12 protein-coding genes and 1 pseudogene are annotated in these 15937 nt (G+C 67.9%); 7 read left to right on the top strand and 6 right to left on the bottom strand.

The window, feature by feature from the left end; translation table 11 throughout:
- Nucleotides 1–13: 13 nt before the first annotated feature.
- The 3 genes from C4S70_RS01355 to C4S70_RS01345 all read right to left on the bottom strand — a co-directional run bounded on the left by C4S70_RS01355 (nucleotide 14) and on the right by C4S70_RS01345 (nucleotide 2827).
- On the bottom strand, nucleotides 14–499 hold the full coding sequence (locus C4S70_RS01355; protein ID WP_104006302.1) for a (2Fe-2S)-binding protein: 486 nt from the start codon (nucleotides 497–499) through the stop codon (nucleotides 14–16).
- Between the two features lie 251 nt (nucleotides 500–750).
- Nucleotides 751–1755, bottom strand: coding sequence for a molybdopterin-binding protein (locus C4S70_RS01350; RefSeq protein WP_104006301.1), 1005 nt, complete (start codon nucleotides 1753–1755; stop codon nucleotides 751–753).
- A 100-nt stretch (nucleotides 1756–1855) separates the two neighbouring features.
- Nucleotides 1856–2827 (bottom strand): XdhC family protein, encoded by a 972-nt coding sequence (locus C4S70_RS01345; RefSeq protein ID WP_104006300.1) that lies wholly within the window; start codon nucleotides 2825–2827, stop codon nucleotides 1856–1858.
- Nucleotides 2828–3153: 326 nt separating this feature from the next.
- On the opposite strand from C4S70_RS01345, the gene C4S70_RS01340 reads away from it, so the two are divergent.
- From C4S70_RS01340 to C4S70_RS01315, 6 genes and pseudogenes are all read left to right on the top strand, one after another.
- Nucleotides 3154–4482 carry a M23 family metallopeptidase gene (locus tag C4S70_RS01340; protein WP_104006299.1) on the top strand — a complete coding sequence of 443 codons (1329 nt, stop codon included), beginning with the start codon at nucleotides 3154–3156 and terminating at the stop codon, nucleotides 4480–4482.
- Nucleotides 4472–4975, top strand: coding sequence for a bactofilin family protein (locus C4S70_RS01335; protein WP_104006298.1), 504 nt, complete (start codon nucleotides 4472–4474; stop codon nucleotides 4973–4975). The genes C4S70_RS01340 and C4S70_RS01335 overlap by 11 nt, the downstream gene beginning before the upstream one ends.
- Nucleotides 4976–5457: 482 nt before the next feature.
- Nucleotides 5458–7218, top strand: a pseudogene (locus tag C4S70_RS01330) (PQQ-dependent methanol/ethanol family dehydrogenase).
- Between the two features lie 136 nt (nucleotides 7219–7354).
- Entirely contained in the window at nucleotides 7355–8047 is a 693-nt protein-coding gene (locus C4S70_RS01325; protein ID WP_104006297.1) for a response regulator, read from the top strand.
- Nucleotides 8048–8085: 38 nt separating this feature from the next.
- Complete coding sequence (locus tag C4S70_RS01320; RefSeq protein ID WP_380218896.1) at nucleotides 8086–9255, top strand: FIST N-terminal domain-containing protein; 1170 nt, start codon at nucleotides 8086–8088, stop codon at nucleotides 9253–9255.
- Nucleotides 9256–9259: 4 nt separating this feature from the next.
- On the top strand, nucleotides 9260–11461 hold the full coding sequence (locus C4S70_RS01315; protein ID WP_104006295.1) for a hybrid sensor histidine kinase/response regulator: 2202 nt from the start codon (nucleotides 9260–9262) through the stop codon (nucleotides 11459–11461).
- A gap of 275 nt (nucleotides 11462–11736) precedes the next feature.
- On the opposite strand, the gene C4S70_RS01310 is transcribed toward C4S70_RS01315, so the two are convergent.
- From C4S70_RS01310 to C4S70_RS01300, 3 genes are read right to left on the bottom strand one after another with little or no spacing between them, the layout of a single operon-like run.
- On the bottom strand, nucleotides 11737–12540 hold the full coding sequence (locus tag C4S70_RS01310; RefSeq protein ID WP_104006294.1) for a 3-hydroxybutyrate dehydrogenase: 804 nt from the start codon (nucleotides 12538–12540) through the stop codon (nucleotides 11737–11739).
- Entirely contained in the window at nucleotides 12537–14045 is a 1509-nt protein-coding gene (locus C4S70_RS01305; RefSeq protein WP_104006293.1) for a class I adenylate-forming enzyme family protein, read from the bottom strand. Before C4S70_RS01305 ends, C4S70_RS01310 begins: the two co-directional genes overlap by 4 nt.
- Nucleotides 14042–15202 carry an acetyl-CoA acetyltransferase gene (locus C4S70_RS01300; protein WP_104006292.1) on the bottom strand — a complete coding sequence of 387 codons (1161 nt, stop codon included), beginning with the start codon at nucleotides 15200–15202 and terminating at the stop codon, nucleotides 14042–14044. The genes C4S70_RS01305 and C4S70_RS01300 overlap by 4 nt, the downstream gene beginning before the upstream one ends.
- A 131-nt stretch (nucleotides 15203–15333) precedes the next feature.
- Here C4S70_RS01300 and C4S70_RS01295 point away from each other — a divergent pair, with 131 nt between their 5' ends.
- On the top strand, nucleotides 15334–15870 hold the full coding sequence (locus tag C4S70_RS01295) for a LuxR C-terminal-related transcriptional regulator (RefSeq protein ID WP_104006291.1): 537 nt from the start codon (nucleotides 15334–15336) through the stop codon (nucleotides 15868–15870).
- The last annotated feature ends 67 nt before the right edge of the window (nucleotides 15871–15937 follow it).

The following is a 15937-nucleotide window of genomic DNA, read 5'->3' as shown; positions in this document are numbered from 1 at the left end:
CGTCAGCGTGCGCTCACTCGGCCGCGACCGCCGCCACGTCCTGCCCGGACGCCGCCATGATCGCCTTGACGATGTTGTGATAACCGGTGCAGCGGCACAGGTTGCCGCTCAGGTGATGACGGATTTCCGCCTCGGTCGGCTTGGGGTTCTCCTTCAACAGCGCCGCCGCCGCCATCACCATGCCGGGCGTGCAGAACCCGCATTGCAGCCCGTGATGTTCCTGGAACGCCGCCTGGATCGCATTCAACGACCCGTCGGGGTTGGCCTGCCCCTCGATCGTGTCCACGCTGGCCCCGTCGGCCTCCAGCGCCAGCATGTTGCACGACTTCACCGCCTTGCCGTCCACATGCACGGTGCAGGCGCCGCACTGCGCCGTGTCACAGCCGACATGGGTGCCGGTCAGACCCAGATGCTCGCGCAGAAAGGTGGAGAGCAACGTCCGCCCTTCCACCTCGCCGCTCACAGCCTTGCCGTTCACGGTCATGGTGACCTGTGTCATGAGATCCTCCCTTAAGGTTCTGTCCTTGGCGGCAAGTTTAAGCACGCCGCCCTGCGGTTGAGAACAGGAAACTTCCGCCCGAACCCGGCCGGACCGACGCGGGCAGCCGAAAAGCCCTTGTAATGTTTGGCCTTTCCCGAACCGCGTCTAGACTAAAGTAGGACGGCGCGACCGCCCGTCGGCCCACGACTAATGTGCCATTTTCGTTGAATTTTTCGGCAAGGCGCAGCGAACGGGGCGCGAATCCCGCCCTATCCCGCCTCCCGGCCGCGCCTGGGCTGGGGCCGAGTCGGGATCTCCTTCAGCAGCCCCCCGACCCCCATCCCGGCGATGTCCTCCGAGGTGACCGGGATCCCGCAGGCCACCCGGCTCAGCACCCAGTCGGCGCCGTTCAGCGCGGGCGAGCGCGCACAGCCCGGCAGCCCGATCGCCGGCCGGCCCGCCAGCTCGCCCAGGAACAGCAGATTGCCCGGATCGACAGGCATCCCGAACCGCTCGATCCGCCCGCCGGCCGCCCGCACCGCCGAGGGCGCTACGTCGTCGATATCCGACGTGGCCGAGCCGGTCAGGATCAGCACCAGATCCCCCGCCGCCCGCGCCAGCGCCTCGGCCAGCGGTCCGGCGCGATGCGGCACCGTCTCCACCGCCGCCAGCCGCATCTCCAGCGCCTCCAGCCGCGCCTCGATCGCGGCGATCCCCTTCTCGTCGCCCGGCCCGCCCGGGATCCGCGTCACCACCAGCGATGCCGCGCGCAGCACCGGCCGCGCCAGACGAATCGCCGCCGGCGCCGCGGCACAGGCCCGCGCCACCGCCTCGCCCGGCACCGCGTAAGAAATCACCTTGACCGTGGCCACCATCCCACGCGCCGCCATCTGCCGGAAAGGCGGAACCGTGGCGATCGTAATCATCGGATGCACCCGGTTGAACGCCTCCAACGCGGCCGCATCCAGCACCGCAACCCCCGGCCCCGCGGCCAGGATATTGACGCGCCCCGTGAACGGTTCGGCCAGCACCAGCCCCGCCTCTGCGGGATCGGGCACGAGCGCCCGCGCCAACCGCGCCGCCGCCTCGTCCTCGGCCACGTCACCGGGCTCGAGCCGCGCGACGATCACCTCCGCCATGCCTGCGCGCGTCATCGCATCCAGCTCGCCCGCCCCCAGAACGCTGCCCTTTTTCAACTTGCGCCCCTCGACCGTCACGGAATGCGCCAGCACCGCCCCGGCGGCCTCGGCCAATGGCACCGGACCGAACTTCACCTTCGCCCCCCAAACCCTTCATCTTGCGAAAAATACTCCGGGGGAGGCGCGGCCTGCCGCGACGGGGGCAGAGCCCCCGCTCCGCGCCCTCCGCCCGCAGTCACGGCCGAACCCCGCGCAGCACCGCCGTCATCTCGGCCAGGATTGCCACCGCGATCTCCGCCGGCCCCGCCGCGCCGATATCCAGCCCCACGGGCCCGTGGATCCGCGCGATCTGCGCCTCCGTGAACCCGGCCGCCTTCATCCGCTCCACCCGTTTCGCATGGGTCCGGGTTGACCCCAGCGCGCCGATATAGAACACGTCCGCCCCCAGCGCCGCCTCCAGCGCCGGGTCGTCGATCTTGGGATCATGGGTCAGCAGCACCAGCGCCGTGCGCGAATCCAACCCCAGCCGGGCAACTGCCTCGTCCGGCCAGTCATGCAGGATCGTCTCGCCCGGAAACCGCGCCGCGCTGGCGAAGGTCTCGCGCGGATCGACGATCACCGGATCATAGCCCGCGATCCGCGCCATCGGCACCAGCGCCTGCGCGATATGCACCGCCCCCACCACGATCAGCCGCAGCGGCGGGTTGTGCACGGCGACGAAGGTTTCGCCATCCTCCTCCATCCCCGACCGGTCCATCCGCATCCGCTCGGGATATCCGTCCCGCACCAGCCGCCGCGCCCCGGTCTTCAGGTTCACCTCGTAGGCCACAGCCTGCCGGGCCGCCCGCGCCGCCACCAGCTCCTCCAGCAGGCCCACGGGCAAGGCGCTGCCGACCGGCTCGACCAGAACCATGATCGTCCCGCCACAGGCCAGCCCCACCGCAAAGGCGTCCTCGTCGCTCACCCCGAATTCCAGCAGCCGGTGGCGGCCGTCCTCGATCGCCTCCTGCGCCTCGACGATCACCGCGCCCTCGACGCAGCCGCCGGAAACCGACCCCTCGATCCGCCCGTCACCGCCGATCGCCAGCTGCGATCCCACCCGGCGCGGCGCACTGCCCCAGGTCTGCACCACGGTGGCCAGCGCCGCTCCGATCCCCTCGCGGTGCCAGGCCAGCGCCGTTTCGGGACTGTTGTCGAACCGCTCCATCTCGCTCCTCCTGCTCGCTCGCCGACACTATGGGACGGCACCACGCCCCTGTCTGCCCCCCAATTCGTCGGAGCGCAGAATGAAAGCGCCCCGGCCCGAACACAAGAGCCCACCGCCCGCGCCCGTGATCCCCGGCCCTCACCCGCACGCGAATTGTCCCGTGCCGCCCCGCGGGAAGCGGCGGATTTCTGCCGGTTTCCGGGCACAACCGCCTGAGACTGCGTTGAAACTTGCCGAAAATTCGATCGGCCGCTAGACAAGCGGGCCAAGGGCGCCAGGCACGGATCCGGCGCCGACATTTCGGGGATGGAATGGGGACGACACACATGCGCTCACGCCTGGCCATCAGGGTTCACGCGCTTCTGGAGAGGCACTTTCCCGAACGCCGCGTGTTTCTGAAGTCGGACACCGACACGCGATACATCCGCCTGCGGCCCGCGACCCAGCTGATCGCCTATGCGGGGCTTTCGCTGCTGGTGGGCTGGACCATCATCGCCACCGCCATCCTGCTGATGGACGGCATCGGGGCGGACAATTTCCGCGAACAGGCCCGGCGCGACCAGATCGCCTATCAGCAGCGGCTGAACGAACTGGCGGCCGAACGCGACACCCGCGCGAAAGAGGCGATTGCCGCGCAGGAGCGGTTCAACGCGGCGCTGGCGCAGATATCGGTGATGCAATCGGAACTGCTGGCCTCGGAAACCCGCGCGAAAGAGCTGGAAACCGGGCTCGAGGTCGTCCAGGCCAAGCTGCGCCGCGCGCTGAAGGAGCGCGACGCGACCCGCGCGCAGCTGGCGGCGCTCGAGGACAGGCAGGACGCGGAGGGCGCGCAACTGGCCGCCGCGCAGACCACACCGGCCGAAATCGACTTTGCCGCGCAGGCGCTGGCCGAAACCGCGGCCGAACGCGACCGCATCGCCCGCGATGCCCGCGACGCCCTGCGCCAGCGCGACGAGCTGAAGCGCGCCCTGCGCCTGATGCAGGAACAGAACGACCAGATCTTCCGCCAGATCGAAGAGGCGATGATGATTTCGGTCAAGCCGCTGGAAAAGATGTTCCGCGCCGCCGGCATGCCACCCGAACAGATCCTCGAACAGGTCCGGCGCGGCTATAGCGGCATGGGCGGACCGCTGACGCCGATCACGTTCTCGACCCGCGGCGAGGAGCCCACCGCCGACGAGCTGCGCGCCAACCGGATCCTGAACCGGCTGGACCAGCTGAACCTCTACCGGATCGCCGCCGAAAAGGCGCCCTTTGCGATGCCGGTCCGGGCGCCGGTGCGGTATACCAGTCCCTTCGGCTATCGCCGCGACCCCATGACCGGCGGGCGGCGATTTCACAAGGGCGGCGATTTTGCCGGCCCGGTCGGCACCCCGATCTACGCCACCGCCGACGGCGTGGTGAAGTTCGCCGGCTGGCAGTCAGGCTACGGCAAGCTGGTGATCCTCCAGCACGACTTCGGCATCCAGACCTACTATGCGCACAATTCGCGGATCCGCGTGAAAAAGGGCCAAAGGGTATCGCGCGGCGACCACATCAGTGATATGGGTAGCACCGGACGCTCCACCGGGCCTCATCTGCACTACGAGATCCGCGTGAACGGCAAACCTGTGAATCCCATGACCTATCTCAAGGCTGCGAGAAATGTTTTCTAAGAGCAAGATCCACGAATCCGGCAACAAAACGCAGGACACCGCCCGGCCAGCAGCGCCCGCCGCGCCGACGGCTCCGACCAGCGACATGAAGGCCGCAGCGCCCAAGCCCAAGCCGCCGGCGTCGATCCTGTCGTCGGACCTGCACATCACCGGCAACATCAAGACCAGCGGCGACATCCAGGTCGAGGGCAAGGTCGAAGGCGACATCCGCGCCCACCTGCTGACCGTCGGCGAAAGCGCCACCATCAAGGGCGAGGTCGTGGCCGATGACGTGGTGATCAACGGTCGCGTGGTGGGCCGCGTGCGCGGGCTCAAGGTGCGCCTGACTTCGACCGCGCGGGTCGAGGGCGACATCGTGCATAAGACCATCGCCATCGAAAGTGGTGCGCATTTCGAAGGCTCGGTGCAGCGCCAGGACGACCCGCTGAACCCCGGCCGCCCGGTGACCAAGCCCGCGCCGGCCGCCGCGACCGCGGCCAAGGCCGAAGGCTGATCCCGACCCGATCCGAACGCATTCGGGGGCGCCGCCCGGAAGGGTTGGCGCCCCTTTCTTCCTGCCCGCGTTTCCCTTGCGACGGCCATCCGGTCCCGCAGCCGCCCCCCCGTGTACGCGGCCGCGTTCGCCCCCGGAGCCGCTCAATCCCGCCGGACGCGAATCGCCCGGCCGGGCGCGGATCGGTTTCCCGACGGTGCCGGCCGACGCACCGGCCCCTCCCCCGCCAAGAAATACGACTGCTTCAGGAATGCGGGCTACGGCCCTGACATGAAGAGACCAAAATCCGGTCGGGCACATGAGGGGACGCCTCGCCCGCCGGCAGCCTCCCCCCTGCGGCGCGGCCGTGCGGGCCTGCGACTTCCCCTACGACCATTGTGCAATTTCGCCGCGCGGCCCGGCCTTCAATAATACACGCGGCCTTCCTCTTTTCCTGTTCGCGACAGACGGGAGCGGCCATGGACTGCGACGGGAGGAACCCAATGAACCGGTTTATCACCTTGGTCGTCGCGGGTGTCATGGCAGCGGGCATGGCCCATGCCGGCGTCACCGAGGACGATCTGAAGAACGACCAGGCCAATACCTCGCAGGTGGTCACCAACGGCATGGGGCGCCATCTTCAGCGCTACAGCCCGCCGGACAAGATCAACAAGGACACGGTCAAGAACCTCGCCCCCGCCTGGGCCTTCAGCCTTGGCGGCGAAAAGCAGCGCGGACAGGAGACCCAGCCTCTGGTCTATGACGGGGTGATGTACATCACCGGATCCTACAGCCGCGTCTATGCCATCGACGTCAGGACCGGCGAGGAGATCTGGCAATATGACGCCCGCCTGCCCGAAGGCATCCTGCCCTGCTGTGACGTGATCAACCGCGGTGCGGCCATCTATGGCGACAACATCTATTTCGGCACGCTGGACGCGCGCATCGTGGCGCTGGACCGCAAGACCGGAAAGGTCAAGTGGCGCAAGAAGATCGCCGATTACAAGGCGGGCTATTCCTACACCGCCGCGCCGATCATCGTGGACGGGCTGGTGATCACCGGCAATTCGGGCGGTGAATTCGGCATCGTCGGCGAAGTGCAGGCGCGTGACGCCGAAACCGGCGAACTGGTCTGGACCCGGCCCGTGATCGAAAGCCACATGGGCACCTACAAGGGCAAGGAAAGCACCATGACCGGCACGCTGAACGCCAGCTGGCCGGGCGACATGTGGAAGACCGACGGCGGCGCCACCTGGCTGGGCGGGTCCTACGACATCGACACCGACACTCTGGTCTTTGGCACCGGCAACCCCGCGCCCTGGAACAGCTGGCTGCGCGATGCGGGGCAGAAGAACGACGGCTCGGGCGACAACCTCTATGCCGCCTCGCGGCTGGGCCTGAACCCGCATAACGGCGAGATCAAGTGGCATTTCCAGACCACCCCGCGCGAAGGCTGGGACCATGACGGCGTGAACGAGGTGATCGCCTATACCGACCGGCAGGGCAACAAGCGTTTCGCCACCGCCGACCGCAACGGGTTCTTCTATGTCCTGAACCGCGAGGACGGCAAGTTCGTCGCCGCCTATCCCTTTGTCAAGGACATCACCTGGGCCAGTGGCATCGACGAAAACGGCCGCCCGATCTTCAACGAGGACAACCGCCCCGGCGATCCCCGCGACGCGGCCGACGGCAAGAAGGGCGAAGTGATCTTTGCCTCGCCCAGCTTCCTGGGCGGCAAGAACTGGATGCCTATGGCCTTCAGCCAGCGCACCGGCAATTTCTACGTGCCCAGCAACGAATGGGGCATGGACATCTGGAACGAGCCGATCACCTACAAGAAGGGCGCGGCCTATCTGGGCGCGGGCTTCACCATCAAGCCCAATTACGAGGACCACATCGGCAGCCTCAAGGCGATCGACCCCGATACCGGCAAGATCGTGTGGGAATACAAGAACGAGGCCCCGCTGTGGGGCGGCGTGATGGCCACCGCCGGCGGGCTTGTCTTTACCGGCACGCCGGAGGGCAAGTTCATGGCCTTCGACGACGAAACCGGCGAGGTGCTGTAAAGCTTCCAGACCGGATCGGGCATCGTCGGCCAGCCGATCACATGGGAAATGGACGGCGAACAGTATGTCTCGGTCATCTCCGGCTGGGGCGGCGCGGTGCCGCTGTGGGGCGGCGAAGTGGCCAAGAAGGTCAACTATCTCAACCAGGGCGGCATGCTCTGGACCTTCAAGCTGCCCAAGCAGATGGCCGCCAACTGATATCTCGCCCGTTGTCGGATCAAGGCGCGCGTCCTCCTTGGGCGCGCGCCTTTTCTTCCTCCTACGACCTAATGCCTATTTTTCCCCGGCCTCCCCCTTTGATAGGCTGGGGCAAAGCAGACAAACCGGCAAAGGCATGACCCAAAGCGGCTCAGATGCAAACGGCTTTCAATCGGCGCTGATCGTGGACGACCATCCGCTGTTTTGCGATGCGCTGTCGATGACGCTGCAGGCGATAACCGGCATCCGCCGGATCGAAACCGCGGCCTGTCTGGCCGACGCCCTGGACCGGATGGCCGGCGGATCCGGGCCGGATCTGATCGTGCTCGACCTGAACCTGCCCGACGTGAACGGGCTGGACGGGCTGATCCGACTGCGCCGCGCCACCGGGGCGCCGATCGTGGTCGTGTCGTCCATGGCCGACAACCGGATCATCAGCTCGGCCATCCATGCCGGCGCCAACGGGTTCGTACCCAAGCACAGCCAGCGCGACGTGTTTCAGCAGGCGATCGGGGCGCTTGCACGGGGCGAACAGTTCATTCCCGCCGGCCATGTGCTGCTGGACGACACGGCGACCGCCGAACAGACCGACGCGGCGGCGCGGCTGGCCTCGCTGACCGCGCAACAGGCGCGGATCCTGCAACTGATCTGCGAAGGCAAGCTGAACAAGCAGATCGCCTATGACCTGTCGATCGCCGAAACCACGGTCAAGGCGCATGTCACTGCGATCATGCGCAAACTGGGCGTGCAAAGCCGCACGCAGGCGGTGCTGATCGCCAAGGAATCGAGCTTTCCGAACGCCTTGCAGGAGGGCCCCCCGGCAACCTAGACTTGCCGCGACCACGGGGAGGAGACGCGGTGAACCAGATCAATGGCCTGACGGACGCGCCTTTGGGCGAGGCCGGGACCGGACGCATCGTGCGCACGGCGGTCGCCGATTGCCGGGCGGCGGATGCGGTCGAGACCCTGGCGCGGGGCCTGGGCGACACCCCGTTCGAGATCGTGATCCTCTTCGCCTGCCCGCGCACCGATGTGGCCGCGCTGATCGCCGCCGCCCGCGACCGCTTGGCCCCCGCGCGGGTGGTCGGCTGCACCACGGCCGGGGAAATCTCGCAGCACGGCTATGCCGAGGGCGAAATCGTCGCGCTGGGATTGCCCCGGTCGCATTTCATCGCGCGCACGATCCTGGTTCCGGACCTGGACCGCTTCGACGGCACCGACATCATCCACCGCATGATCCGGTCGCGCCGGGCGCTGGCGGCCGAGGAACCCGGCTGGGGGTCGGAGTTCATCTTTCTGATGATCGACGGGCTGAGCACGCGCGAGGACGCGCTGGTGTCGGACATCGCGCTGGGGCTGGGGCCGGTGCCGCTCTTTGGCGGCTCGGCGGGCGACGGCACCCGGTTCGAACGCACCTTCGTGCTGCATGACGGGCAGGCGCTGGAAAACGCCGCCGTGCTGGTGCAGGTGCGCACCCGATGCCCGATCCGGGTGTTCAAGACCGATCACCTGATCCCCACCGAAACCCGCATGGTCGTGACCGGCGCCGACCCCGCCCGCCGCGTGGTGCACGAGATCAACGCCGAACCGGCGGCGCGGGAATATGCCCGGATCCTGGGCAAGGATCCCGAGCAGCTGACCACCTTCACCTTTGCCTCGCACCCGGTGGTGGTGCGCATCGGCGACCAGCACCATGTGCGCTCGATCCAGCGCGTGGCGGACAATGGCGACCTGGTGTTCTTTTCCGCCATAGACGAAGGCGTGGTGCTGACCCTGTCGGAACCCGAGGACATGGCTTCGCACCTGGAACGCGAACTGGGGCGTCTGAGCGAGCCGGGCGCGCCCGACACGATCTTGGGCTGCGACTGCCTGCTGCGGCGGGTCGAGGCCGAGCAGAAACAGATGGCCGGCGCGCTGTCGCGGATCCTGTCGCGGCACCGGGTGGTGGGGTTCTGCACCTATGGCGAGCAGGTCAATTCCATGCATGTCAACCAGACGCTGACCGGCGTGGCGATCTACCCCCCGGCCGAGGGCTGACGCGATGGCGCACACGCTGGTCAACCCCGCCGACAGCCTTGAGCGGCAGAACGAGAAGCTGCTGAAGATCGCCACCACGCTGATGCGCCGGGTCGAGCAGAGCGCGGACGCAACCGGCGTGGCCTATGCCCAGTTCGAACGCGCCGCCATGCTCGAGGAAGAGGTCCGCGCCCGCACCGAGGCGCTGGAACGCGCGATCGACCTGCTGAACGAATCGAACGCCCGGCTGGCCCGCGCCAATGCCGAAACCGAGGCCGCCCGCGCCGACTTGTGGAACGCGATCGAAACCATCCAGGAAGGGTTCGCCCTGTTCAACCCGCAGGACGAGCTGGTCACTTGCAACAGCCGCTTTGGCGAACACACCCGCGACATCCACCACCTGTTCCGTCCCGGCCTTGCCTATGCCGACTATGTCCGGCTGGTGTCGCAGAGCCCCTTCCTGATCCTGCCGCGCGGCGAGACACCCGAGATCTGGGCCGCCCGCCGGATGGAACGGCACAGGGACGATCATGTCGCGTTCAACGCCCGCCTCGCCGGCGCCCGCTGGCTGCAGGTCAGCGAACAGCGCACCCCCGACGGCGGCACGGTGGTGGTGCAGACGGACGTGACCGACATGGTGCGGCTGGAACGGCGCGAACGCGAAAAGCTGCGCGACGACCAGGCCCGGCTGATCCGCGCCACGCTGGAACATCTCAACCAGGGTGTCTGCATCTTCGACGGCAAGGACCGGCTGATCGGCTGGAACCGGCGGGTGGGCGAGTTCCTGTCGCTGCCGATGGGCCGGTTTCACGTCGGCACCTCGTTTCGGACGGTCTATGACCAGCTCAAGCGCGAGGTGCGCTTTGCCCATGCCTTTGACGCGCAGATCCTGCTGGACTGGGTGGCCAGCGACGAGCGCCACGCCCCGCTGTCGATGGAGATCGAGATCGGCGCGCAGCGGGTGCTGACGGTGTTCGCGCAGCGGATGCCCGATGGCGGTTTTGTCATCAGCTTTACCGACGTTTCGGCGGAACGGGCCGCGATGCGGGCGATATCGGACGTCAACGAGACGCTCGAACGGCGCGTGATGGAGCGGACGCTGGAGCTTGAGGACGCGCTGGCCGAAGCGGAACGGGCCAACGCCTCCAAGTCGCGTTTCGTGGCCGCGGCCAGCCATGACCTGCTGCAGCCGCTTTCGGCGGCCAAGCTCTACATTGCCTCCATCGGCAGCGCCACGGACGAAGCGGAATTGAAACAGCGGCTGGACAAGGCGGAGAATGCGCTCCGCAGCGTCGAGGGAATCCTGGGGGCGCTGCTGGACATCTCCAAGCTCGATTCGGGCAAGGCGGAGGTGCACCTGTCCGACGTGCGGCTGGATCTGCTGTTGCGGCAGATGGCCGATGAACTGGGACCGGTGGCGGCGCGCAAGGGGTTGGATTTCCGCATCGTGCTCAGCCGCGCGGTGGTGCGCAGCGACGCGGCCTATCTGCGGCGGATCCTGCAGAACCTGGTGTCGAACGCGGTGCGCTATACCGAAACCGGGCGCGTGTTGGTCGGCGTCCGGCGGGCGCGCCCGGGGGTGCGGCTGGAGGTCTGGGACACCGGCCCCGGCATTCCCGAAAGCCAGCAGGAGGAGATATTCGCCGAGTTCCACCGCCTGAACGCGGCGGCAAGCGCGGCCGACGGGATGGGGCTGGGGCTGGCCATCGTGGACCGGGCCTGCCGCCTGCTGAACCACCCGCTGGAGCTTGTCTCGCAAGAGGGGCATGGCACGCGCTTTGCGGTCAGCCTGCCGCTGGCCTCGCGACCCGGCGCGGATGAGATACGCCCCGAGGACGGGATGCCGGCCGGTTCGAATCTGGGACAGCGCATCGTTCTGCTGATCGAGAACGATGACGAATTGCGCAACGCGGTGGCGGTCACGCTGGAGAACTGGGGCGTGGACGTCTTTCCCTGCGCGAACGAGGCCGAGGCCATGGCGCTGCTGGAAGAGGTGGATATCGCGCCGGACGTCATCGTGGTGGATTATCAGCTGGATGACGGGCGGCTGGGCACCGATGCCATCATCCGCCTGCGGGCGCGCTACGGCCCCCTGCCGGCCTGCGTGATCTCGGCCAACCGCTCCAGCGATCTGGCCGATCTGTGCGAGCGGATCGGGGCACGGCTGGTGCACAAGCCGTTCGATCCCGGCGTCCTGCGTGAATTTCTGCTGCAAAGCGCGGGTTAGCGAGGGGCGCTGATCCGGGTTGCGTGGAGGCTGTTTCGGATTGGCAAGGCCAATCCGACCGAGGCGAGGGGGCGCTGCCCCGTTGCGCCACAGGCGCACAGTCAGGCGAGGCGAGGGGGCGCTGCCCCGTTGCGCCACAGGCGCACAGTCAGGCGAGGCGAGGGGGCGCTGCCCCCTCGCGCTCCCCCGGAGTATTTTCGGCAAGATGAAGAGACAGGGGGGATCGACACCGGCACCCGTCCGTGCGGTCGCGGACCGATGCGACCGCCTGGGCGTTATTGCGCGGTCCAGCCGCCGTCCACGGGAATCGCGGTGCCGGTCACGTTGTGCGCAATGGGGTTGCAGAGCCAGACCGCCAGCGCGCCGATCTCCGACGGGTCGGAGATTCGCAGGCTGGGCTGTTTTTCCTTCAGAAGATCGGCGATGCCCGCGTTCCGGTCGCCGCCGAAAAGTGCGGCGCGGGCCTCCACCTGGGGTTCGATGATCGCGGTTTCGGTCCAGCCGGGGCAGATGCAGTTCACCGTCACGCCGCCCGCCTCGCGGCTGCCGGTGGCGGCATATTCCAGCGCGGCGACCCGGCTGAGGCCGACGAGGCCGAATTTGGAGGCCACATAGGGCGCCTTTTCCTTTGACGCGACGAGGCCGTGCACGCTGGCGATGTTGATGACCCGGCCATAGCCGCGTTCGGCCATGCGCGGCAGCGCGGCCTGCATGGTCTGGAAGGCGGCCGAGAGATTCACCGACAGGATCTCGTCCCAGGTGTCGCGCGGCATTTCGACCAAGGGCGCGGTGCGCTGGATGCCGGCATTGTTCACCAGAATGTCCGTACCGCCCCAGGCGGCCACGGCCTCCATCAGCTCGGCGATGCGGTCGGGATGGCGCAGATCGCCGGGGAAATACTCGGCCTGGGGCGCGCCCGCCTTGTGCAGGCGGTCGCAAACTTCCTCGATCTGCGCATCCCCCGCAATCCCATGCACCGCAATCCGCGCGCCGGCCTTGGCCAGTTCCTCGGCGATGGCCAGCCCGATCCCCTGCACCGAACCGGTCACCAGCGCGGTCTTGCCGCTCAGATCCGTCATTGTCCGTCCTCCAGAAGCTTGCGCAGCTCGGTCTTGAGCACCTTACCGTAGTTGTTCTTCGGCAATTCGGGCAAGAACAGGTAGTCCTTGGGGCGCTTGAACCGAGCGATGCGGTCGATGCACAGCCGGTCCAGTTCCGCCGGATCGGCGTCACCCACGACGAAGGCCACGACTTCCTCGCCCCAGTCGAGGTGCCTGCGGCCGACCACCGAGACCTCGCGCACGGCCGGATGGGTCAGCAGCACCTCCTCCACTTCGCGCGGGTAGACGTTCGAGCCGCCGGTGATGATTACGTCCTTGGACCGGTCCTGAAGCGTGACATAGCCGTGTTCGTCCATGAACCCCATGTCGCCGGTCATCAGCCAGCCGTCGCGCAGGGTCTTTGCCGTCGCCTCGGGGTTCTGCCAGTAGCCCGGCATCACCACGTCGCCGCGCACCATGATCTCGCCCACTTCCCCCGGCGGCAGCGGGGTGCCGTCCACCGCGCCGATGCGCAGCTCGACCGGGGCTTGGGCGCGGCCGACGCTCATCAGCCGGTCGCGCCAGCGCGGATGGGTGCGGTCGGCCACCTCGTCCCGCGACAGGGCGGTAATCCCCATCGGGCATTCGCCCTGGCCGTAGATCTGCACGAAGACGGGGCCGAAATGGTCCACCGCCTGCAGGATGTCGGCCACATACATCGGGCCGCCGCCATAAACGATGGTGCGCAGGCCCTCGCCGGTTTCGCCCGCCGCCCTGCCGGCCTCGGTCATCCGCTTTACCATGGTGGGGGCGGCGAACATGTGGACGCGGCCGTGGTGGCGGGCCAGGTCGAAGATCTCGGCGGGGTCGAAGCCGCCCGAGGGCGGGCAGACATGGCGCGCGCCCACCAGAACGTGCAGCATGTTGTAAAGCCCCGCGCCGTGGCTCATCGGCGCGGCGTAGAGGATCGCGTCCGCGCCGCTGGCCGCGTCAACGTCGGTGAAATAGGCCAGCGACACGGCGATCAGCATCCGGTGGGTGATCACCACCCCCTTGGGCCGGCCGGTGGTGCCCGAGGTGTAGAAGAGCCAGGCCAGATCGTCCGGCGCGCGGGGGACGGGTTCGGGCAGCGGTTCGGCCTGCTGCACCCGCGCCCAGTCGTCGTCCGAGATGTCCACCAGCGGGCACGACACGCCCGCCGCCTGCAGCGCCTCGGTCAGGCCGGGCGAGGTGAAGGCCAGCCGCGTGCCGGAGTTTTCCAGGATGAAGGCCGCCTCGCGCCCGTGCAGCTTGGCATTGATCGGCACGGCGGCCGCGCCCGCATACCAGATCCCGTATTGCGCGATCAGGTAGTCCGGGGCGTTCTTCATGAAGATCGCCACCCGGTCGCCGGGGCGCACCCCCTGCCCCCGCAGCCACGCCCCCACCGCCGCCGCTCGGGCGGCGAAGGCGGCGTAATCGGCCACCAGATCGCGCCCCGCATAGAGCGCCGGCCGGTCGGGCCTGGCCTGGGCCTGACGGTGCAGCCAGACCGCGAGGTTCATCCCTTCACGCCCTCGAGGATCGAGGCATAGTTGGCCACGCCCGAGCCGCCCATGTTGAACACAAGCCCCAGCTCGGCGCCGGGGCGCTGCATCTCGTCGGCCTGCCCCAGCACCTGGCGCGCGACCAGCGTGTGCATGGACACGCCCGTGGCGCCGACCGGGTGCCCCTTGGCCTTGAGCCCGCCCGAGAGGTTCACCGGCAGCTTGCCGCCGGGATAGACGGTTCCCGCCTCAAGCACATCCGCGCCATGCCCGTGCGCGGCCAGCCCCATCGATTCGTAGATCAGGAGTTCGGCGATGGTGAAACAGTCATGCACCTCGGCCACGTCCACGTCATCGACGGTGATCCCGGCGCGTTCATAAGCGGTGTGAATCGCCCGGCGCGGGCCTTCGAATTTCAGCAGATCGCGTTGCGACATCGGCAGCACGTCGTTGATCTGCGCCACGGAGCGGAACTTCGCGGCCTTGGACACGGCCGGCAGGAGATCCTCGGCCACCATCACCAGCGCCGCCGCCCCGTCGGAGATCAGCGAACAGTCGGTCACCTTCAGCGGCGCGGCCACCACCGGGTTGCGGTCCGACACGGTGGCGCAGAATTCCTCGTCCAGCTCCTTGTGCAACTGGGCCAGCGGGTTCTTCATCGCGTTGGCGTGGTTCTTGGCGGCGATTTTCGCCAGCGTGCGGGTGTGGTCGCCATATTTCTCGAAATAGGCCTGCGCGAACTGGGCGAATACGCCCGGAAAGCTCATCCCCGCCTCTTCGCGCTGATAGGCGGCGTGGCCCAGCGCGGCGGTCACGTCCGGGGTGGAAAGATGCGTCATCTTCTCGACCCCGATCACCAGCGCGACCTTAACCTCGCCCGCCAGAATCGCCTGGCGCGCGGCGAACACGGCGGCCGACCCCGACGCGCAGGCATTTTCCAGCCGCGTCGCGGGCTTGTAGCGCAGACCGTCATGGATCGCCAGCGACAGCGAGGACGGGAACCCGTCGGGCACCATGCCCGCATTGAAGTGGCCGACCCAGATCCCGTCCACATCCGCCGCCGGGATGCCGGCATCCATCAGCGCCTCCTGCCCCGCGGCGACGATCAGATCCTGCAGATCCATGTCCGTGAGCTTGCCGAACTTGGTGTGGCCCCAGCCTGCGATATAGACCATGTGAAACTCCTCCGAATGCGCCCAAAGGGGCGGAATGTCCCGGCGCGCGCCCCGCGCCGTCTCGCGCGGGACTGTAGCGCGGGGCCGGTTGGCCCTTCAATTCCGTAGAAATACGCGCCACAGTGCGGGCCATGAATGACGTTGCGTTCCATCACGCCCCGATCGGGCTGGCCGAGTTGGAAAACCGGGTGATCCGGCGCTGCAACGTGGAATTCGCCACGATGTTCGGCGGCGCGCCCGAGGACTACCAGAACCTGCCGCTGTTGAACCTCTACCCTTCGCTGGCCGATTTCGAACGGATCGGACAACGCGGGCTGCAGGCGATGCGCGAAACCGGCGAATATCACGACGAACGGGTCATGCGGCGGCGCAATGGCGAGCTTTTCTGGTGCCGGGTGCGGGGCAAGTCGCTCACCCCGGACGATCCGTTCCGGCACGGCATCTGGTCCTTTGCCGACATCTCCGAGGACCGGCCCGTGATCGAACTGACCCCGCGCGAACGCGAAGTGGCGATCCGCACCTGCCACGGGCTTTCGGCCAAGGAGATCGGCGCCGAGCTGGGGCTGAGCTATCGCACGGTCGAGGCGCACCGCGCGCGGCTGTTGCAGAAATTCGGCGCGCGCAAGCTGCCCGAACTGGTGGCGAAACTGTCGGGGATGCCGCTGTGATGGCCGCCGGCTGACCGTCCCCGACCGCACCCGCGCGTCCCGTGCCGCAACGGCATTCAGGCGCTTT

Source organism: Jhaorihella thermophila (genome assembly GCF_900108275.1).
GTDB lineage: Bacteria > Pseudomonadota > Alphaproteobacteria > Rhodobacterales > Rhodobacteraceae > Jhaorihella > Jhaorihella thermophila.
The sequence above is the reverse complement of the archived record's forward strand: the minus strand, read 5'-3'. Positions and strand labels throughout refer to the sequence as shown.

Bases quoted from the DNA above. Each gene is read 5' to 3' on its own strand.
- C4S70_RS01355 (WP_104006302.1), bottom strand. From the start codon at position 499: ATGACACAGGTCACCATGACCGTGAACGGCAAGGCTGTGAGCGGCGAG.
- C4S70_RS01345 (WP_104006300.1), bottom strand. From the start codon at position 2,827: ATGGAGCGGTTCGACAACAGTCCCGAAACGGCGCTGGCCTGGCACCGC.
- C4S70_RS01340 (WP_104006299.1), top strand. From the start codon at position 3,154: ATGCGCTCACGCCTGGCCATCAGGGTTCACGCGCTTCTGGAGAGGCAC.
- C4S70_RS01335 (WP_104006298.1), top strand. From the start codon at position 4,472: ATGTTTTCTAAGAGCAAGATCCACGAATCCGGCAACAAAACGCAGGAC.
- C4S70_RS01325 (WP_104006297.1), top strand. From the start codon at position 7,355: ATGACCCAAAGCGGCTCAGATGCAAACGGCTTTCAATCGGCGCTGATC.
- C4S70_RS01315 (WP_104006295.1), top strand. From the start codon at position 9,260: ATGGCGCACACGCTGGTCAACCCCGCCGACAGCCTTGAGCGGCAGAAC.
- C4S70_RS01310 (WP_104006294.1), bottom strand. From the start codon at position 12,540: ATGACGGATCTGAGCGGCAAGACCGCGCTGGTGACCGGTTCGGTGCAG.
- C4S70_RS01305 (WP_104006293.1), bottom strand. From the start codon at position 14,045: ATGAACCTCGCGGTCTGGCTGCACCGTCAGGCCCAGGCCAGGCCCGAC.
- C4S70_RS01300 (WP_104006292.1), bottom strand. From the start codon at position 15,202: ATGGTCTATATCGCAGGCTGGGGCCACACCAAGTTCGGCAAGCTCACG.
- C4S70_RS01295 (WP_104006291.1), top strand. From the start codon at position 15,334: ATGAATGACGTTGCGTTCCATCACGCCCCGATCGGGCTGGCCGAGTTG.